The sequence below is a fragment of the Lysinibacillus sp. NPDC098008 genome (assembly GCF_044760715.1).
Classification (GTDB): domain Bacteria; phylum Bacillota; class Bacilli; order Bacillales_A; family Planococcaceae; genus Lysinibacillus.
This window is the reverse complement of sequence record NZ_JBIWBA010000002.1, coordinates 280,785-301,127: the sequence shown is the minus strand read 5'-3', so window position 1 is coordinate 301,127 and position 20,343 is coordinate 280,785. Positions and strand designations below refer to the sequence as shown.

19 protein-coding genes are annotated in these 20,343 nt (G+C 37.6%); 12 read left to right on the top strand and 7 right to left on the bottom strand.

The genetic code is table 11. The features are described 5' to 3' along the window. The first annotated feature begins 340 nt into the window (after nt 1-340). The 5 genes from pdhA to ACIQVU_RS03845 all read left to right on the top strand — a co-directional run bounded on the left by pdhA (nt 341) and on the right by ACIQVU_RS03845 (nt 6,147). Nucleotides 341-1,456 (top strand): pyruvate dehydrogenase (acetyl-transferring) E1 component subunit alpha, encoded by a 1,116-nt coding sequence (gene pdhA / locus ACIQVU_RS03865; RefSeq protein ID WP_340804558.1) that lies wholly within the window; start codon nt 341-343, stop codon nt 1,454-1,456. Between the two features lie 3 nt (nt 1,457-1,459). Further along, complete coding sequence (locus ACIQVU_RS03860) at nt 1,460-2,437, top strand: alpha-ketoacid dehydrogenase subunit beta (protein WP_340804559.1); 978 nt, start codon at nt 1,460-1,462, stop codon at nt 2,435-2,437. Nucleotides 2,438-2,486: 49 nt separating this feature from the next. Further along, nucleotides 2,487-3,824, top strand: a complete 1,338-nt coding sequence (locus tag ACIQVU_RS03855; protein ID WP_340804560.1) for a dihydrolipoamide acetyltransferase family protein — start codon at nt 2,487-2,489, stop codon at nt 3,822-3,824. A 5-nt stretch (nt 3,825-3,829) separates the two neighbouring features. Continuing rightward, the gene (gene lpdA, locus ACIQVU_RS03850; RefSeq protein WP_053993768.1) at nt 3,830-5,245 is read left to right on the top strand and encodes a dihydrolipoyl dehydrogenase; all 1,416 of its coding nucleotides are present in this window, start codon (nt 3,830-3,832) and stop codon (nt 5,243-5,245) included. A gap of 119 nt (nt 5,246-5,364) precedes the next feature. Continuing rightward, nucleotides 5,365-6,147, top strand: coding sequence for an SDR family NAD(P)-dependent oxidoreductase (locus ACIQVU_RS03845; protein ID WP_340804561.1), 783 nt, complete (start codon nt 5,365-5,367; stop codon nt 6,145-6,147). Nucleotides 6,148-6,201: 54 nt separating this feature from the next. On the opposite strand, the gene ACIQVU_RS03840 is transcribed toward ACIQVU_RS03845, so the two are convergent. From ACIQVU_RS03840 to ACIQVU_RS03820, 5 genes are all read right to left on the bottom strand, one after another. Beyond that, entirely contained in the window at nt 6,202-7,728 is a 1,527-nt protein-coding gene (locus ACIQVU_RS03840) for a tripartite tricarboxylate transporter permease (protein WP_340804562.1), read from the bottom strand. 17 nt (nt 7,729-7,745) lie between these two features. Continuing rightward, the gene (locus ACIQVU_RS03835; RefSeq protein ID WP_340804563.1) at nt 7,746-8,222 is read right to left on the bottom strand and encodes a tripartite tricarboxylate transporter TctB family protein; all 477 of its coding nucleotides are present in this window, start codon (nt 8,220-8,222) and stop codon (nt 7,746-7,748) included. A gap of 96 nt (nt 8,223-8,318) precedes the next feature. Further along, nucleotides 8,319-9,338 (bottom strand): tripartite tricarboxylate transporter substrate binding protein, encoded by a 1,020-nt coding sequence (locus tag ACIQVU_RS03830; protein WP_340804564.1) that lies wholly within the window; start codon nt 9,336-9,338, stop codon nt 8,319-8,321. A 126-nt stretch (nt 9,339-9,464) separates the two neighbouring features. Further along, nucleotides 9,465-10,154 carry a response regulator gene (locus ACIQVU_RS03825; protein ID WP_340804565.1) on the bottom strand — a complete coding sequence of 230 codons (690 nt, stop codon included), beginning with the start codon at nt 10,152-10,154 and terminating at the stop codon, nt 9,465-9,467. After that, nucleotides 10,147-11,769, bottom strand: coding sequence for an ATP-binding protein (locus ACIQVU_RS03820; protein WP_340804566.1), 1,623 nt, complete (start codon nt 11,767-11,769; stop codon nt 10,147-10,149). Before ACIQVU_RS03820 ends, ACIQVU_RS03825 begins: the two co-directional genes overlap by 8 nt. 316 nt (nt 11,770-12,085) lie before the next feature. Between ACIQVU_RS03820 and ACIQVU_RS03815 the strand changes: the two genes are divergently transcribed. Together ACIQVU_RS03815 and ACIQVU_RS03810 are read left to right on the top strand one after the other, a co-directional pair. Beyond that, on the top strand, nt 12,086-12,538 hold the full coding sequence (locus ACIQVU_RS03815) for a CidA/LrgA family protein (protein WP_340804567.1): 453 nt from the start codon (nt 12,086-12,088) through the stop codon (nt 12,536-12,538). Beyond that, complete coding sequence (locus tag ACIQVU_RS03810) at nt 12,531-13,208, top strand: LrgB family protein (protein ID WP_340804568.1); 678 nt, start codon at nt 12,531-12,533, stop codon at nt 13,206-13,208. The genes ACIQVU_RS03815 and ACIQVU_RS03810 overlap by 8 nt, the downstream gene beginning before the upstream one ends. Nucleotides 13,209-13,347: 139 nt before the next feature. Here the strand turns inward: ACIQVU_RS03810 and ACIQVU_RS03805 are convergent, their stop codons facing one another. Then, nucleotides 13,348-14,817, bottom strand: a complete 1,470-nt coding sequence (locus ACIQVU_RS03805) for an aminotransferase class I/II-fold pyridoxal phosphate-dependent enzyme (protein WP_340804570.1) — start codon at nt 14,815-14,817, stop codon at nt 13,348-13,350. 144 nt (nt 14,818-14,961) lie between these two features. Between ACIQVU_RS03805 and ACIQVU_RS03800 the strand changes: the two genes are divergently transcribed. Together ACIQVU_RS03800 and ACIQVU_RS03795 are read left to right on the top strand one after the other, a co-directional pair. Beyond that, nucleotides 14,962-15,921, top strand: a complete 960-nt coding sequence (locus ACIQVU_RS03800; protein ID WP_340804571.1) for an NAD(P)H-dependent flavin oxidoreductase — start codon at nt 14,962-14,964, stop codon at nt 15,919-15,921. A 20-nt stretch (nt 15,922-15,941) separates the two neighbouring features. Continuing rightward, nucleotides 15,942-16,220 carry a UPF0223 family protein gene (locus ACIQVU_RS03795; protein ID WP_340804572.1) on the top strand — a complete coding sequence of 93 codons (279 nt, stop codon included), beginning with the start codon at nt 15,942-15,944 and terminating at the stop codon, nt 16,218-16,220. A 195-nt stretch (nt 16,221-16,415) separates the two neighbouring features. Here ACIQVU_RS03795 and ACIQVU_RS03790 read toward each other — a convergent pair whose 3' ends face one another. Further along, complete coding sequence (locus tag ACIQVU_RS03790; protein WP_402893918.1) at nt 16,416-17,042, bottom strand: YktB family protein; 627 nt, start codon at nt 17,040-17,042, stop codon at nt 16,416-16,418. A gap of 126 nt (nt 17,043-17,168) precedes the next feature. Between ACIQVU_RS03790 and ACIQVU_RS03785 the strand changes: the two genes are divergently transcribed. The 3 genes from ACIQVU_RS03785 to ACIQVU_RS03775 all read left to right on the top strand — a co-directional run bounded on the left by ACIQVU_RS03785 (nt 17,169) and on the right by ACIQVU_RS03775 (nt 20,290). Beyond that, nucleotides 17,169-17,366: a hypothetical protein gene (locus ACIQVU_RS03785; RefSeq protein ID WP_053993784.1), complete on the top strand. Its 198-nt coding sequence runs from the start codon at nt 17,169-17,171 to the stop codon at nt 17,364-17,366. Nucleotides 17,367-17,575: 209 nt separating this feature from the next. Then, the gene (locus ACIQVU_RS03780) at nt 17,576-18,370 is read left to right on the top strand and encodes an inositol monophosphatase family protein (protein WP_340804574.1); all 795 of its coding nucleotides are present in this window, start codon (nt 17,576-17,578) and stop codon (nt 18,368-18,370) included. Nucleotides 18,371-18,544: 174 nt separating this feature from the next. Then, complete coding sequence (locus ACIQVU_RS03775; protein WP_402893916.1) at nt 18,545-20,290, top strand: methyl-accepting chemotaxis protein; 1,746 nt, start codon at nt 18,545-18,547, stop codon at nt 20,288-20,290. Nucleotides 20,291-20,343 lie beyond the last annotated feature (53 nt).

Below are 20,343 nucleotides of genomic sequence, written 5' to 3'. Positions count from 1 at the left end.
TTAAAAACAATCACACGAAAAAAGAACTTATTTGAATATACTTAAAAAATTTTTCTAATGCTATTAGATTTTTCAGAATGGGGTATTCTACTAGTGGAAAAGCTGTTGGCAAACGTAAGAATTATAAGGTTTGGATAAAGTGTTATAATACAGATTTAGAATACAAGTAATACAGTGTGGGACAGTGGTGTTGAAGTGTTATTTTAGAGAAAATCTTTGTTTATAGGGGTAATATATGATTGACCGACGGTATTTTATTCAGTATACTGGGTGTCAAGAATAAGTTGTACTAGTTAAAAAGGTGATTTATTTTAATACAGCTGAAAGGGAGATGTGACAAATGAGCAAGAAAAACAATAATATTTTTGATGCTAAACAAACGCTAACTGAAATCGAAGATAAGTTTGAAATGTTTCAAATTTTGAACGAAGAAGGCGAAATTATAAATAAAGAGGCAGACCCAAAATTATCAGATGAGGAGCTAGTTGAATTAATGACGCGTATGGTTTATACACGTATTTTAGATCAACGCTCAATCTCACTAAACCGTCAAGGCCGTTTAGGCTTCTATGCTCCTACAGCAGGTCAAGAAGCTTCTCAGCTTGCTTCGCATTTTGCATTAGAGCAAGAAGATTGGATTTTACCGGGATATCGTGATGTGCCACAAATCGTATGGCACGGCTTACCATTAGAAAAGGCATTTTTATTCTCACGTGGTCATTTTATTGGCAACCAAATTCCTGAAGGTGTAAATGTTTTACCGCCTCAAATTATTATTGGTGCTCAATATATTCAAGCAGCAGGTGTTGCATTAGGTATTCAAAAGCGTGGTAAAAAAGCGGTAGCTGTAACATATACAGGTGACGGTGGTTCATCACAAGGTGACTTCTATGAAGGCATTAACTTTGCGGGTGCATTTAAGTCACCAGCAATCTTCATCGTACAAAATAACCAATATGCAATTTCAACACCGCGTGAATTACAAACAGCGGCTAAAACAATTGCGCAAAAAGGTGTAGCAGCAGGCTTACCAAGTATTTTAGTAGATGGAATGGATGCGCTTGCAGTATATGTAGCAACACGTGATGCACGTGAACGCGCAGTCAATGGTGAAGGTCCAACATTAATTGAAACTTTATGCTACCGTTATGGTCCTCATACAATGGCTGGAGATGACCCAACACGTTACCGTACAGCTGATACGGATAATGAATGGGCACAAAAAGACCCTCTTGTACGCTTCCGTAAATACCTAGAGGCAAAAGGCTTATGGGATGAGAAAAAAGAAGAAGTAGTAATCGAGCGTGCAAAAGAAGAAATTAAAGAAGCCATTAAAAAGGCAGATGCTGCACCAAAACAAAAAGTAACAGAGTTAATGGAAAATATGTATAAAGGCGAAATGCCATCTAATTTAAAAGAACAGTATGAAATCTATAAAGAGAAGGAGTCGAAATAACCTATGGCACAAATGACGATGATTCAAGCAATTACAGATGCACTTCGCACAGAATTAAAGAATGATGAAAACGTTCTTGTATTCGGAGAAGATGTAGGTGTCAACGGTGGGGTATTCCGCGCGACAGAAGGCCTACAAAAAGAATTTGGGGTTGACCGCGTATTTGATACACCATTAGCAGAATCAGGTATCGGTGGCTTAGCGATTGGTCTTTCTCTTCAAGGATTCCGCCCAGTTCCTGAAATTCAATTTTTCGGCTTTGTGTATGAAGTAATGGATTCAATTAATGGTCAGTTGGCACGTATGAGCTACCGCAGCGGTGGTGTATACAATGCGCCAGTAACAATTCGCTCACCATTTGGTGGCGGTGTGCATACACCTGAAATGCACTCAGATAGCTTAGAAAGCTTAATGACAGCACAGCCAGGCTTAACAGTTGTTGTTCCATCAACACCATATGATGCGAAAGGTTTACTAATTTCATCTATTCGCAACGATAATCCAGTTATTTTCTTAGAGCATTTAAAACTATATCGTTCATTCCGTGAAGAAGTACCTGAGGAAGCATATGAGATTCCGCTAGGAAAAGCAGATGTTAAACGTGAAGGTAAGGATTTAACGATTGTTGCTTATGGCTTAATGGTTCATGAAAGCTTAAAGGCTGCAGAAGAACTTGAAAAAGAAGGACATTCTGTAGAGGTTATTGACTTACGCACAATTCAACCAATCGATGTGGAAACAATTATTGCCTCTGTTGAAAAAACAGGTCGCGCAATCGTTGTACAAGAAGCGCAAAAACAAGCAGGTATCGCTGCAAATGTAGTAGCAGAAATTACTGAACGTGCTATTTTAAGCTTAGAAGCACCTGTACTTCGTGTGGCTGCACCAGATACTGTGTACCCATTCCCACAAGCTGAAGGTGTTTGGTTACCAAACTACAAAGATGTAATGGAAACAGCAAAAAAAGTTTTAACATTCTAAAATAAAGCTTCTAAACTTGAACAACAGTAACTAGAAAGGATGGGTACACATGGCATTTGAATTCAGATTACCAGATATTGGCGAGGGTATTCATGAAGGCGAAATCGTAAAATGGTTCGTTAAAGCTGGAGATACAGTAAAAGAAGACGATATTCTTTGTGAAGTACAAAATGATAAAGCAGTAGTAGAAATTCCTTCCCCAGTTGAAGGAACAGTAGAGGAAGTTTTAGTAGGAGAAGGAACAGTTGCCGTTGTTGGCGATGTTTTAATCCGCTTGGATGCACCGGGCTATGAAGATTTAAAGTTAAAGGGTGATGACCATGCAGCAGCAAAAACAGAAGCACAAGTGCAAGCAACTGCTGAATCTGGTCAAAATGTAGAAAAAGCTCCTGCAAAAGAGGAAGAGGCTCTAGAGAAAGCTGCACCAGCATCAGAAAAGGTAGAAACAGTTGTTGATGAAACAAAACGTGTAATTGCTATGCCTTCTGTGCGTAAATTTGCTCGTGATAATGATGTAAACATTCGTGAAGTACAAGGCACAGGCAAAAATGGTCGCATTTTAAAAGAGGATATTGAAAACTTCCTAAAAGGTGGCGGCACTGTAGAGGCTGAAGCCGCAGCTGTAGAGGCTGATGAGGTAGCTGTTCAACAACATACAGCAGCACCAGTTGTTCTGGAAGGAGAATTCCCAGAAACACGTGAAAAAATGTCTGGTATTCGCAAAGCCATTGCCAAAGCGATGGTACACTCGAAACAAACAGCTCCACATGTTACACTAATGGATGAAGTCGATGTAACAGCTCTTGTAGCACATCGTAAAAAATTCAAAGATATCGCTGCTGAAAAAGGTGTGAAATTAACATATTTACCATATGTCGTTAAAGCACTTATTTCAACTTTACGCGAGTTCCCAGAATTTAACCGCTCATTAGATGATGCAACACAAGAAATTATTCAAAAGCATTACTACAATATTGGTATTGCAGCGGATACTGAAAAGGGCTTACTTGTACCAGTGATTAAGCATGCAGATCGTAAATCTGTATTTGCTGTATCAAATGAAATTAATGAATTAGCAACAAAAGCTCGTGAAGGCAAGCTTGCACCGCATGAAATGAAAGGTGCTTCTATGTCGATTACAAATATCGGCTCTGCGGGAGGACAATGGTTTACACCAGTTATTAACCATCCTGAAGTAGCAATTCTAGGAATTGGTCGAATTTCAGAAAAACCTGTAATAAAAAATGGTGAAATTGTAGCCGCACCTGTGTTAGCATTATCATTGAGCTTTGACCATCGTATGATCGATGGAGCCACTGCGCAAAATGCTTTAAATCACTTAAAGCGTTTGTTAAGTGAGCCAGAATTATTATTAATGGAGGCGTAACAAAAATGGTAGTAGGAGATTTCCCAATCGAAACAGATACTCTTGTCATTGGTTCAGGTCCTGGAGGATATGTAGCCGCAATTCGCGCAGCTCAAACTGGCCAAAAAGTAACAATCGTTGAAAAAAATGTACTTGGTGGTGTGTGCTTAAACGTAGGCTGTATCCCATCAAAAGCATTAATTTCAGTAGGTCACCGTTTTGAGCAAGCTAAACATTCAGACGACATGGGAATCATCGCTTCTGATGTGAAATTAGACTTCTCAAAAGCACAAGCATTTAAAGACAGCGTTGTTAAAAAATTAACTGGCGGTGTTGAAGGCTTACTTAAAGGTAATAAAGTTGAAATTGTACAAGGTGAAGCTTATTTCGTTGACGCTCATTCAGTACGCATTATCAATGGTGAATCTGCTCAAACTTACACATTTAACAATGTTATTATCGCAACAGGCTCTCGCCCAGTTGAAATTCCAACATTCAAATTCTCTGAGCGTGTAATTAATTCTACTGGTGCACTTTCTTTACAAGAAGTACCTGGTAAATTAGTTGTGATTGGTGGCGGCTATATTGGTACAGAGTTAGGTTCAGCTTATGCAAATCTTGGCTCACAAGTAACAATTATCGAAGGTGGTAAAGATATTTTAGCTGGCTTCGAAAAACAAATGACACAAATCGTTAAAAAAGGCCTTAAAAAGAAAGGCGTTGAAATTGAAGTTAACGCATCTGCAAAAGGTGTTGAAGAAACTGAAAACGGCGTAGTAGTAACATATGAAGTTGGCGGAGAAGAGAAAAAAGTTGAAGCTGACTATGTATTAGTAACTGTGGGTCGCCGTCCAAATACAGATGAAATGGGCCTTGCTGAAATCGGAGTTGAATTCGGTGAACGCGGTCTAATTAATGTTGACAAACAATGTCGTACAAATATTCCAAATATCTATGCAATCGGTGATATCGTTGCTGGTCCTCAGCTTGCACATAAAGCATCTTACGAAGGTAAAGTTGCTGCTGAAGCAATCGCTGGTGAAAAATCAGTTGTTGACTATCTTGCTGTACCTGCTGTATGCTTCACAGATCCTGAAATGGCAACAGTTGGTTACAATGAAGAGCAAGCAAAAGCAGAAGGTATTGAATATACAGCAGCGAAATTCCCATTCGCAGCAAATGGTCGTGCCCTTGCACTAAACCAAACAGAAGGTTTTGTGAAGCTAGTGGCTCGTAAAGAAGATGGCTTATTAATTGGTGCGCAAATCATTGGTGCTGGTGCATCTGATATGATCGCTGAAATGGGCTTAGCAATTGAAGCTGGTATGACGGCTGAAGATATTGCACTAACAATCCATGCTCACCCAACATTAGGGGAAATTACAATGGAGGCTGCTGAAGTATTACTTGGCAACCCAATCCATATTGTAGCAAAACGATAATAGAAAAAGTAAAACGGCTATAAAGCAAATGCTTTATAGTCGTTTTTTTGTATATTATCAATAATTTTGATAAAGTGATTATATTGAATGAATATTCGAAATTATTTGGGGTGATCATAATGGAATTAGGTTTAAAGGGGAAAGTAGCCATTATTACAGGCTCAAGTAAAGGAATCGGTTATTATACCGCAATGCAGCTTGTCAAAGAGGGCGCGAGAGTGGTGCTATGTGCGCGTGGTGAAAAACAGCTTCAAGTGGCGGCAGGCTGTATAAAAAACGAAACAGGTGAAGAGGTTCTAATCATTCCAACGGATATTACAAAGGAAAAGGATTGTAAAGAGCTAATTGAGCGTACAATCGCACACTATGGACAGATTGATATTCTTATTAATAATGCAGGTACAGCTTCAGCTAATCCTTTTGAAGCTGTTAGCAGTGAGCTATGGCAAGCAGACTTGGATTTAAAAGTATTTGGCGCTATTCATTGCTCAAAATACGCTGCGCCATATATGCGAAAGGCTGGCGGTGGTGCAATTGTTAATGTGACAGCAGTTATGGCGAAAACGCCTCCTGCAAGCTCGCTTCCAACAACGGTAAGCCGTGCTGCAGGACTTGCATTAACAAAGGCAATGAGCAAGGATTTAGGAAAGGATAATATTCGTGTGAATTCCGTTTGTATTGGGCTTATTCGCAGTGATCAAATCGAAAAGAAATGGAAGAGGGAAGAGCCGAATTTATCATGGGAGGACTATTCGCGAAAGGTTGGACAAGCGATTCCACTCGGTCGTGTAGGAGATACACAGGAAGCTGCAAATGTGATTACATTTTTAGTATCAGATGCAGCTAGCTATGTAACAGGTACTGCTGTAAATATTGATGGTGGCTCTGCACACGCATTATAGCAAAAGTAAAAATCCACTATCACTAAAAGAAAGTGTAGTGGATTTTATCTATTTTTATCCTTCTTCGTTAATAAGGACATTTTTGCCACGCATTTTCATGATTAGTGGTATAAGTAACCAAGAAATAGCAACGATTAAAAATATTAATGATAAAGGCTTTGTGACAAAAATTGAAAAATCTCCATTCGAAATTGTTAATGCACGACGCATATTATTTTCAATCATCGGACCTAGTACAAGTGCAAGCACTAATGGTGCTACTGGATAATCGTTTTTAGCAAATAGATAGCCAAGCACCCCACAAGCTAGTAATAAAAATAAATCAAAAGTAGCGAATTGTACTGCATAAACACCAAAAATTGAAATCGCAATAATAATTGGCAATAAATATTTTTTTGGTGTTTCAATGATTTTTGCAAAAATGCGGACTAGTGGCATGTTTAATGCTAGTAACATTAAGTTTCCAAGAAACATACTGGCAATTAATCCCCAAGCAACCTGAGGATGCTCATCAAATAATAATGGACCCGGCTGAATATTATACATAATAAGTGCACCCATTAAAATAGCAGTAGTACCTGAACCGGGAATACCTAGTGTTAGTAATGGAATCATTGCACCACCTGATGCAGCATTATTCGCTGATTCAGGTCCAGCTACACCTGCAATATGGCCTTTTCCAAATTGCTCAGGTGTTTTACTGAATTTTTTTTCAGTGATATAAGAAAAGAATGAGGCAAGTGTTGCACCAGCACCAGGTAATACGCCAATGAAAAAGCCTAGCAGTGAGCCACGGGCAATGGGAACAGCGCTATCCTTTAAATCTTGCTTTGTAGGTAGTACACGATTAATTTTTGCTATTTGACCATCTTCTTCATCTTTTTCAAGAATCGTTTTGAATACTTCACCTAATGCAAATAAACCAACAGCAATTGTTAAAAATTCAATACCAGAGAACAGCATTGGCTGACCAAATGTAAAGCGTTCGATACCAGATACGGCATCAATCCCTACTGTACCGAGCATAAGCCCTAGAACAGTCATAATTAAAGCCTTTGTAATAGAACGTCCTGCAAGTCCACTTACTGCTGCAAGCCCTAGTAACATTAATGAAAAATATTCAGCTGGTCCAAATTTAAGTGCTAATTTTGATAATGGATTCGCTAATAAGATTAGACCTAGTAATGCTACAACACCAGCACAAAATGAACCGATGGCTGCAATAGAAAGAGCACTTCCAGCACGACCTTGCTTAGCCATTTGATAGCCATCCAATGTTGTGACAACTGATGAGGATTCACCAGGTGTATTTAATAAAATGGAGGTTGTTGAACCACCATACATAGCTCCATAGTATACGCCTGCAAGTAAAATAATAGAGCTTGTAGCAGCAGCCTCCGTTGGTAGCCCAGCTGTAATGGTTGCTGTAACAGGAATTAGTAAAGCAACACCACTCATAGGTCCTATGCCTGGAAGTACACCAACCGCTGTTCCGATTATAACGCCGACAAGAGCGAATAGAAGATTTTGCCATTGAAAGGCAACAGCAAATCCATCAGCTAAAAATTGCAATGTTGACATATGTTCACTCCTTTACACTAAAAAGTTGGGAAACTAGGTAAGACTCCTCCTAGTAAACCTGTAAATAAATAATAGACGCCTAGTGAAAATCCAGCTGCAATAATGATTGAATAAATCAATTTAGATCGTTCCAATGCTTGGAAGCTGATACATAAAAATAAGAATGTTGTAATGATATAACCGATTTTTTCAAGGAAAAATACATATGCAACAGCACTACCAAAAATAATTAAAAACTTTTTGAGCTCAGTAGAGGAGGTTTTAGAAGCTGATGTTGGTCCTCCTGTGATACGCTCTCTCACAGCATTTTTCCATGACTCATAAAATAATTGAAGACTTAATAAACCTAAAACAATACCTAAACCTAGTGGAAATATTTTAGGGCCGACAGTAGACCCGTAAGCACTATCAGAAATTTGTGTTGCTTGAACAACAAATAAAATGCTAAGTGCTAAAAGGATAATGCTAAATGTTTTATCAAATGTGTAGCTCAATCGTTTTACACCTCCATTGAAAATAATAGAAGATTACACAAGTAGTTTCATATTGTATGAAAATACTTGTGCTCCTTTCTTGACAAAAGTTGCTCTTTATTTTTGCATATCAAGAGCTGTTAACAGTTCAACGATTATTTCATTTTGACTATCTAAGTAAGCTGTAAATTCTTCAGCATTGCGGTATTCAGCCTGCCAGCCATTACGTGTTACTTCAGCTTGCCATTCTTCTGATTCAGACATTGCTTGTAATTTTTCAGACCAATAAGCAACTGCATCCTCACTCATATTTTTAGGACCAAAAATACCACGCCAAATTGTAAATTCCTCGTCAATACCAGCCTCTTTAAATGTAGGAACCTCTGCTAGCTCACCTTCTAAGCGCTCAGATGAACTTACGGCTAGTACACGTACATCTCCTGATTTAACATAAGTAGCAATTGTAGAAGCGTCTGTTGCAATTACATCAGCATTGCCGCCGAGTAATGCTGTTACAGCCTCACCGCCACCATCATAGGAAACATATTTAATTGTTTTTAAATCAATGCCAGCTTTATAAGCAGGAATAATGCCTACTAGATGATCCATAGAGCCCGGTGCAGAGCCACCTGCTAATGTAATATCTTTTGGCGAGGTTTTCATGGCATTTAAGACATCCTCAAGCGTTTGGAATGGAGAATCATTTTTAACAACAATTGCACCATAGTCACGCGTTAATTGTGCTAAAGGTGTAGTGTCCTTATAGCCGAATTTACTATTTCCTTCAGCTTTTTCATGATTAATAAGAATTGGTGGTGATTTAACCATTAACATATAATCATTATCTGCTTCCTTTGTAGCAAATGTTGCCATAAAGGCAGCACCACCACCACCTGGCTTGTTTTCAACTTGAATTGCTTTATCAATTAAACCTGTATCATTCATTGTTTTCGCTACTGCGCGGGCTGTTAAATCCCAGCCACCACCAGCACCAGATGGAGCGACAATCGTAATATTACTTTTCGGATAATCGCTTGCTTTCTTTCCTTCTGTTGTTTCTCCATTTGATGCTGAACAGCCAACTAAACTAGTAAATAGTAAGCCAGCTACCATTATTTTTGAAATTTTCCTCCACATAAAAATCCCCCTTAAAAAATGAAATGGTAGCGCTATCAATCTAGCGCTACCATTACTATAACTTATATCTGAATTGTGACAATATTGTGATAATAATGTGGATTAATGTCATTTTGTTCATAAAGTTTATTTGGAAATAAAGTATCGTCGTTCAGGACGACCCACTGTGCCATAAGTCAGTTCAGTGTATACTTGCTTTTGTGTAACTAAAAATTCTAAATAACGACGAGCAGTGGAACGGCTCACACCAATATTTTTGCCTAGCAGTTCAGCTGTACTACCATCCTCTATTGAACTTAAGTAATTGATCACATGATTCATTGTTGTTGGATCAATGCCCTTTGGTAATAGCAGCTGTGTATCTTTTGGGATAGCTGAAGCTGCTTTTGGCCAAAGATATTGAATTTTTTCTTGTGTAAACTTCTCATTATTTTGAAGCAATAGATGTTTGAAACGGAATTTTTCTATACTTTCTTTTAGCTGATCGAATGTAAATGGCTTTAAAATATAGTCCGTGACTTTTTTTCGATAAGCCTTCTGGACAATATGTGCCTCGGTGGCTGCGGTAATTAAAATGATGCTACTTGTTGGGCTTATTTCATTGATTTTATCAATTAAATCAACGCCAAGTATATCTGGTAAAAATACGTCAAGTAAGATAAGCTGTGGTGAAAATGATTGGAGCCAATCTAAAGCTTCTTCACCAGTGTTTGCACGTGCAATGACTGTAAAGCCTTCAATTTTTTCTAAAAAACGACAATGTACGTCTGCTACACGTGCATCATCTTCAATTACTAGCACTTCAATATCATTCATGGATAATAGTCCCCCTTTTGCTAATAGATACGATGAATAGGGCACCTCCTAAATCGCCCTCCCCAAGAGCGAGTGTGCCATTTAGATCATGGATGCTGGTGATTACTTTCCTTAATCCATAGCCGCGATATTTACTATCTTTTGTAGAAATATTTTCTGAAAAGAGTACATCTAATTTTTCTTGCGCTAAACCATTGCCAGAGTCCTCAACCTCAAAGATGATTTCCTCTCCATTATCAAATATAAAAAGCCTTACAATTGGTTGTTGCTCTTTATTTTTTTCAACCTCTTCAAAGGCATTGGTTAATAAATTGCCCATAATCGAAATAATAAGGCTTTTTTCGATAGTTTCAGGGAATGTTTCTAAATAACTATCCTCATCAAAAATCAACTGAATCTTTAATTCGCGAGCGCGATTAAAAAACCCGATAATTAGACCATTTAAAAATGGGTCTTTCACACGATTTGTAATAAATTGTGTTAAAGAGGAGTGCCCCTGTACCTCTTTATGGATAATCGATAATGCTTCATCAGATGCATTTAATTGAATAAGACCTGAAATTGTATAAAGAACATTATTAAATTCATGTGTTTGTGCACGCAAAGCTTCTGTATATTGTTTTACTTGTGATAATTCAATTGCCATTTGCTCAATTTCTGATTGTAAACGGAAGCTTGCAACAGCACCAACAATTTTACCATTCACCCTCATAGGGACGCGGTTTACAATAATTTCATGTCCGTTAACAATCATTAATTTATCAAGCTGTTTTTCACCATTCATTAGCACATTAAGAAGGTGTGTATGCGGTATATGTTGCTCGATACTATTACCAATGATAGAAGCTTTGTCAGTTAAATTTAAAATATTGGCGGCAGCATTGTTTAAGGTTGTAATTTCGCCTTTATCATTTACCGTAATAATCGCTTCACGAACAGACTCGATTAACGTATTTTTTTCTGTTAATAGGCTGGCGATTTCATTTGGCTCCAGATTGAAAATTTGCTTTTTAATATTACGGGATAAAAAAATAGAGCCGATAATACCGATGCTTAGTGCAATTACCATCGTATAAAAAATATTATCAAGGTATAAAAAATATAAGTTCCCTAATTCGCTTGTTAAGTAGCCAATTGATACAACGCCTATAATAGAGCCATTGGCGTCAAAGATAGGTGCTTTTCCGCGAATAGATTGTCCCATTGAGCCATCAGCGATTGATATATAGGATTCACCGTTTCGCAATGCCCTGTCATTATCATCACCAACCATGGATTTGCCAATACGGTCTGCGATGGGATGGGTGTAACGAATGCCATTTTTATCACCTATGACAACATAAGTAGCTTTTGCGGCATGCATAATATCATTGCTAATTTTTTGCAGACTTTCTGATGGGTTGTCTGTGTGAAAGGCTGCCACAACATCGCCTCTACTAGCAGTTGTTTCTGCCAAATATAGCGCTCGGTTACCAATTTGTGTTTGTAATGCATCAGAAATTGTGACATAAAAAAGTAGACCTGCTAAAGTAACAATAATAAAAATTAAAAAGCTGCTGTAATAGGCAAAGCGTGTTTGGAGTTTTAACGTTTTAAAGATAATAGAAGACCCCACCTTATGATGTATTCTGGAAATTTTAGTATGATATAAAAGCTAGTATCTTTTGTAATTTCCGATTATATAGAAAAATTTAAAAATTTACTAGATAGTGAGGAAAATAAAAAGTTCTAAATAGTGTATATTTCTAATTGGTAAAAGGGTGTTGATCATAAAGCAATAACTATGTTATGTCATCATAAATATTTTTGCAGAAAAAGAATTTTAATGCTGTTTCATAGAATTATTTGTTTTGTTCTGTAGCTGTTAATTATTTTTCTAAAATTATAATAGACAGAAAATTCCTACAGATGTAGAATAGGTGACATGGGGGGTGAAACGTGGCGAAATGTTGAATGAAAATTTTGCTGCAATGTTTTTACGAGCTGTGCGTATCATTGTTCAAATCGGCATACTGAATATTTATTATTACTTGGGGGTAGGCATTGTATCTTATTTACATATTCCACTTCCAGGCAGTATTGTGGGCTTGCTTTTATTAGCACTTTCACTCATTTTTAAAGTGATTAAGGTTGAATATATTCAAGATGGTGCTGGCTTTTTAATTGGTGTATTAACACTGTTCTTTATTCCAGCAACAGTAGGTGTTATTGATTATCCAGAGCTATTATCAGGCACAGGTGTGCTTATTATTTTAGCCGTTATTGCTAGTACATTAATCTCTATTTATGTAACAGGTGTGCTGACACAACTTATTGAGAAAAAAGAGCTGTCAAAAAAAGAGGCTGTTACAGAGGAAAGGGAGGGGAAATTGACAGTTGATTGAAGCGATTGTTGTGTTAAGCACAGTTGTAATGTTTATATTATTTACAAAACTTTATCAGCGCTATCCGCATCCCATTATGATTCCATTGGTGACAACAACAATTGTCAGTGCAGTTATTTTACTTGTATTTGATATCCCATATGCAACCTATATGCAAGGTGGGGAGTGGCTACAAAAAATGTTAGGACCAGCAGTTGTTGCACTTGCCTATCCACTTTATAATCAACGAGCAATTATTATGAAATATAAATATTCCATTTTATCAGGGCTATTTATTGGGATGATAACAGGCTTAGCGACCATTTTTGTGTTGCTGAAATGGATAGGTGTAAAGGAAAGCTGGATGCTAACAGCACTGCCGAAATCATTAACAACACCTGTTGGGATGCAGGTAAGTGAAATGATTGGTGGTATTCCACCTTTAACTGCAGTATTTGTGATGATTGCAGGGTTTGTAGGAGCGATTATTGGCCCACTAGTCATTAAGTATGGCAAGTTGGATACGGCTGTTAGTAGAGGTGTAGCAGTAGGCAGTGCCTCTCATGGTGTAGGGCTTGTCAAACTAAGAGAATACGGGGAGCAGGAGCTATCAGTTGGTTCATTATCTATGGGCTTAACAGCTGTAATTGGCGCATTTTTCTGTCCACTATTTGTTTATTTATTTCTATAAAAAAGCTGAGATAATTAGAAAAAAACCTAAGCTATATGATAAAACACTTATTTCATGTTTCATCATAGCTTGGTTTTTTTGTTTGAGTGCTATGTTTCAATCGCTATATTTTTATCACTAATAAATATAATTATTATATTCAGATAATTGGTTTGCGTTCTTTAATAACGCGAATTGTTTTTAAAGATGTATCCTCTGGTCCTTGTACTGGTAAGCCAGCTTCAATATTCATTTGAATATAATGAATATTTTCTTGGGTAATTATTTCCCCGGGAATAAAAATTGGAATACCAGGAGGATATACCATAATAAATTCTGCACAAATACAGTTATCTGCTTCTGCAAGAGGAACAACCTCTGTATCCGCATAAAAGGCATCACGTGGTGACATAGCAAGAGCTGGAATTTCTGGAACATTCACCACTGCCTCCGTAATAGCCGCTTCGGAATCAAATGTTTTTGACATACGGCTAAGTGCATTGATAAGTAGATTAATTTCCTTTTTAGTATCACCTAATGTTACTAAGCATAAAATATTATATAGGTCAGATAGCTCTACTTCAATATTGGCATTATAACGAAGCCACTCCTCAGCTTGATGCCCTGAAATACCTAAATCTTTCACACTAATAAGAAGCTTTAAAGGGTCCATATCATATGTTGCAGATGAATGTAGCTTTTCTTTACCTGCACATTTTAAATGCGGAATTTGATTAATACGTTTACGTGCATCCTTTGCTAGACGCAATGCATCATCAATTAAATCATACCCATGAATGGCTAGCTGACGTCGAGCTGTGTCGAGTGACGCAAGCAATGGATAGGATGTTGATGTAGTCATAAGCATAGAAAAAACAGCTTGTACACGTTTTGCTGAAACAAGTCCTTCACGCACATTTAAAATGGATGTTTGTGTCATAGAGCCGCCAAGCTTATGTACACTTGTAGCTGCCATATCAGCACCTGCCTCCATTGCTGAATATGGTAGATCATCATGGAATTTAATGTGTACACCATGTGCTTCATCTACTACTACTGGAATATCGCGGCTGTGAGCGATTTCAACAATACGTTTTAAGTCAGCCGTAAAGCCATAATAAGTTGGGTTAATAACAAGCACTGCTTTTGTATCTGGATAAGCAGTTAAAGCCTTTTCGACAGCTTCAGGAGATATACCATGAGAAATTCCATATTCGCTGTCAACTTCAGGATGAATAAAGATTGGAATTGCACCAGCAAATACAATCGCCGACATAATAGATTTATGAACATTCCGTGGTACTAGAATTTTATCACCTGGACCAACGACAGTTAGAATCATCGTCATAATAGCGCCACTAGTACCTTGAACGGAAAAGAATGTATGATCAGCACCAAAGGCCTCCGCTGCAAGATTTTGCGCTTCCTTAATAGCGCCCTTTGGTGAATGTAAATCGTCTAGTGGAGCAATATTAATTAAATCAATTGATAAAACGTTGTCGCCGACGAATTCTCGGAAAGCAGGGTCCATTCCCTGTCCTTTTTTATGGCCTGGGATATGGAACTGAATAGGATGTCTGTTCCGATGTTTAAGTAATACGTCGAACAATGGAGTCTCTAATTGTGACAACGCAGGTACCACCTCACTTTATAATATCTAGGAAAACAAATGAATTATAGCACCTAACGACATGAAAAAATAGACTTTTCACAAAAAATAAAAGGATTTTTTCAGGATAACGAGAAGTTAGTAGCGTATGAAAGGGGAGGTTTTATGAATTGGCATACACGTGTAACAGAGCTTTTACAGGTGAAATATCCAATTATTCAAGGAGGACTAGCCTATTTAGCATATGCTGATTTGGCAGCAGCTGTGTCGAATGCTGGTGGACTTGGACAAATAACTGCCATGAGTTTACGTGATCCCGATTTATTACGGGCGGAAATTCATAAAGTACGCACATTAACAGACAAACCATTTGGTGTAAATTTTGCCATTGGTATGCATGGTCAAGGCTATGAGGATATGGTACGTGTTGCTGCTGAGGAGGAAGTACCTGTTGTCACAATGACTGGTGGCAATCCAGCACCTATTTTTGAATTGCTAGCAGGAACAAATATTAAAAAATTAGTTCTTGTTGCTGCACGAAGACAGGCACAAAAGGCAGAACAGCTTGGAGCGGATGCAGTGATGGTTGTTGGACAAGAAGGTGGTGGTCATCTTGGGCGTGATGATGTTGGAACAATGGTACTAGTGCCTCAGGTGGTCGATAGTGTGGGCATTCCAGTTATTGCGTCTGGCGGTATTGGTGATGGTCGAGGCTGGATGGCTGCACATGCATTGGGCGCTGAAGGCATTGAAATGGGCACCCGCTTTATTGCAACAAAGGAATGTGTAGATGCATCAGAGGCTTATAAAGAGGCACTGCTTGCTAGTACGGAGGCTGATACAACGATTATTAAACGTTCAATCGGTGCACCAGCGCGCGCGCTACGCAATGATTTTACAGCAAAGATTTTAGAAATTGAGCAGCAAACGCCGACCTATGAGGCGTTAAAAGATTATATAAGTGGTTCAGCCAATAAACGATTTATTTATGATGGTGATACAAGTCAAGGATTTGGTTGGGCTGGTCAGGTGACAGGAATGATTCATGATATACCAACTGTTGAGGAGCTCATCAATCGAATGGTTGCAGAAGCTGAGGGTATCCGCGTAAAATGGGGGCAATAACGTAAAGGTGGTTTTGTCAAATGGAATATTCTTATCCGTTTTCAACTGATTGGTCTACAAAGGAAATTGTAGATGTTGTGCAATTTTTTGAGGGAATTGAACAAGCTTATGAAAAGGGCATTAAGCGTGAGGTAATGCTTGCGAAATATCGTCGCTTTAAAGAAATTGTCCCTTCACAAGCTGAGGAAAAATCAATTTTTCGCGAATTTGAAGAGGTAAGCGGCTATAGTAGCTACCCCATTATTAAGCAAACAAAAGAGGCTACAGATGGCACGTTAATCAAAGCTGTTTCGAAATAAAGCTGACCATGATTATATTTTCGCATAAAAAATATATTTGGCACAAAAATAAAATAATAGCAACATGCAAGTCTAGTTCTGCCGTTGATAAAAGAGGATTACAACAACATGAAATGGATGTGAGAAAACTCTCACACCCATTTTTTTGTGTAAAAAAGCGATATGTTGTATACACTACCTTTACAAAAGTTTCCGTTATTTTCCTATAATGACATTGTAAATAGGCAATAAGTGATTAAATGTTTCCTCTATGGTTTGAGCTAGTTCGTTTGCAGATAATTGAACGGCTTGCTCTTTTGGAATATGTCGACCTACTAAAAATTCACCTTTTTTCACATCACGTAAACGTACTAGCAGTGCATCAAGCTTGTCCTCCTTGGCTTCTTGAAGGGCAATCGCTGCAGCAGACATATGATCCCCTGACACAATAAAATCATCTGGAAGCTGCTCTAATAATGCTTTATGAGCAATTAGACGTTCAGCCATTATATTTTTTTGTGGTGCTTCATAAATAATAGCTAAGACGATGAATAAATGTGTGTGCCATAGACCAATCTGAAAGTGAGGCAATGATTTATAGCCTCGTTTATAGGGAGCAAAGGCAACCCAACTATCTTTTGGAGGATTCACAGTTCTGCGAGCATGTTTGGCAACATGAGGGAAAAATTCTTCACCTAATTGACTGGAGAAATAAGTAGAAAAATCTTCACCAAGCTGATGAAATTTTGGACGTACATGGGTATTTAAGGCATCCATTCTTTGTTCTAAGCCATCTATTGTAAAAACGTTAAAGTCTTTAGTGGTCCATTTTAGTTTTGACAATTTTCTTTGCTCCTTTCGATTTATCATGTTTATTTTACAATGAATTTGGGAAAAAATCTTATAACAAGAACTTTATCGAATTGAAAAAGTTTTTGTAAAAAAATTAAAAAAAGGAAGTGGTTTTTTATGAAACCAGTTGTGAAAATTATACGTAAAGTTGACATTGAAAAGCAATATGAGCACATTTTACAATTAGAATTAGACTACGAATTAGCATCTCTCTTCGCAGCGATGAATGACAATAATGAAATTGAAATTGAAAAAAGTAAAAAACGTCTGGCTGAGATTCAGATGGAACTGGAAAGTTTGCACGCCTATGCGTAACAACAATCTCATACCTATTTAAAAATCACTTGCTGAATATTCCGACAGCAGGTGATTTTTATTTTGACAAAGGGTAAAATAGGTATTACAACATAATGAAAGTATGTAGATGTCATCAAGAAGTGAGCTGTTAAGTAATGAGGAAAGGTATATAGCATTCGGTAAAGAAAATAAAGGGCCTTTTCTTATATTCGAAGGGTGGGTTTTTAGTGGATTTACAACGATTAGATGAATTTGCACAACAAATTATTTTTGAAGCAGGAAGTCGTATTCGAAAGGCCTTTTCGTATAACCTCGTAATTGAAACAAAGTCAGGGGCAAATGACCTTGTAACAAATATTGATCGAGAAACGGAATTGTTTTTTATTGAACAAATTAAAGCTTTTGATCCAACGCATAAAATTTTAGGGGAAGAAGGAATGGGCGAAAAGGTAGAGTCATTGGATGGCATTGTGTGGATTATTGATCCCATCGATGGCACGATGAATTTCGTGAAGCAGCACCGTCATTTTATGATATCTATTGGCATTTTTGTGGATGGTATAGGAAAGCTTGGTTACATATTTGATGTCATGCGTGAGGATTTATTTTATGCGGTTGCAGGTCAAGGTGCATGGTATAATGATTCACCATTGCGTAAGCTACAAACGATTACAATGGAAGAGGCTGTTATTGGCATTAACGCACATTGGGTAGCGCCTAATCGACATATTCACCATGAAAAAGTGATTGATATGATTCGCAAAGTTCGTGGCACACGCTCCTATGGCTCAGCCGCAATGGAAATCGCCTTTGTGGTTAGTGGTAAATTAGATGCCTATGTATCCATGCGTCTATCACCATGGGATATTGCTGGCGGTACAATTATTGCGCAGGAAGTCGGCGCTATTGCCACAAATTTACATGGAGCAGGCTTTGATTTTCTACATCAGGATACATTTATTATAGCTAACCCTGCCATTCACCAAGAATTATTAGAGAAATACATCGTGCCCTATAAATAGAAAAAAGTAGTATAAACCATTATTAATGGTTTATATTACTTTTTTATTAGCTGTAAAACGTGATGACTAAATCGATAGTCATGTATATAAAAAACAATTACCACTTTTAGCATAGTGCATGTACAATAAAATATAAAGGGTATAGGGAAAACTAAAAATAGGAAGTGGATAAAAATGAAGGAACAGTACAAAAGCTCTATTTTTAATAGTATTTTTACAAAATTAACCTTATTGATTGTTTGTATTATTATACTAACAGCGGGAGGTATTGGTAGTACAAGCTATTATTTAGCTAAAACAAAGCTTGTAGCAGCAGGAGAAAGCGATATTAAACATCTTGTTGATACTGCTTTGGTGACATTAACAGTATTAAATGATCAAGTAGAGGCAGGAGAGCTATCGCTTGAAGAAGCACAAAATAGGGCAAGGGTATTGTTGAATGGTCCACAACTTGCTGAAGGCTATGATTATAAAAATTCTGCATTCCTTTATAAAAAAGATGGCTATTTAGTTGCTTATAATGCAAATTATGCCGCTGTTCTCCATCCTACAAACCCAATAGGGCATATACCTGATGATACAACAAATCGTGAAAATATGGTGCGTGCTGCACAAGCCACAAATTCTCAGGAACATTTTCATCATTTTCAGGATGTAGATAGCGACGGCAATCAGGTAACTAAAACTGCCTATATGGTTCAATTTGAGCCATGGGATTGGTCTGTTGGAATGAGTGTATTTGATACAACATTCTATGGCGAGCTGAATCAGGTGAAATGGTATATTGCTCTTATCACAATTATTATTACATTCATTAGTACAGCATTATTTTACCTAACATCACGTAAAAAATTTAAGCTATTAGAAAGTATTTCAATGGCATTTTTACGTATTGTTGAACGTAACATTCAGCCCCAAACATTGCCAGAATCAAATGATGAAATTGGTTATCTTGGTAAGTCCTTTAACAATATGCTAGTGCAATTAAGAGATTTAATTGGACGGCTTCAAGAAACAAGCAGTAAGGTGGCAGAAACTTCACTGTCTTTATCAGCGATTTCAGAGCAAACGGCTTCTAGTAGTGAAGAGGTTGGAAGAGCGATGAATGATATTGCTAATGGAACAGTAAACCAAGCAACAGATTTAGAACAAACAACTCAACAAATTGAGCTGCTGAATACATCAATTGAGGCTATGAATCAACAAAACCGTACGATTCAAGAAATCACTGCACAGGCGGAGCTAACAGCTAATCAAGGTCAAGCAATGATGCAACGTTTAAAGCAGTCTAATGAACAATCATTAGTTTCCTCTAATGAGGTCAGTAAAAATATTACGATTTTACATAATGAAATTGCTGAAATATCTAGAATTACAACAACGATTGAAAGCATTTCATCTGAAACGAATTTATTAGCATTAAATGCTAGTATTGAGGCGGCACGTGCTGGGGAGCATGGTAAGGGCTTCGCTGTTGTCGCTGAGGAGGTACGGAAGCTGGCGGAGCAATCCAATGAGGCAACAAAGCAAATTCAAAGTATGATTGCCGCGATTGAAATGGGCGCAGAAAAAACAGTGGATGCTGTAGCAAGCAATATTCAACGCTCACAGCAGCTAGACACAGTAGTAAATGAAACAGAGCAGGAATTTGGTCATATTATGCAAGCTATTTCAGAAACAACACAGGCAATTACAGTATTCAATCAAGAGCTGGCAATGATTACAAAGCAAAATGAAATGATTACACAGGCTGTCCAAAATGTTTCAAGTATTTCAGGTCAAACTGCCGCTGCTGTTGAGGAAATTACAGCATCTATTGATGAGCAAATTAGCGCTATTGCACAAGTCGCTATGTCAGCCGAGCATTTAACAGACTTAAGTCAAGCATTAAATGATATTGTAGAGCAATATGAATTATAGCCAATATACAATTGTCCTCTGTAAAGGCGAACGATAACGAGAAAAACCAAACT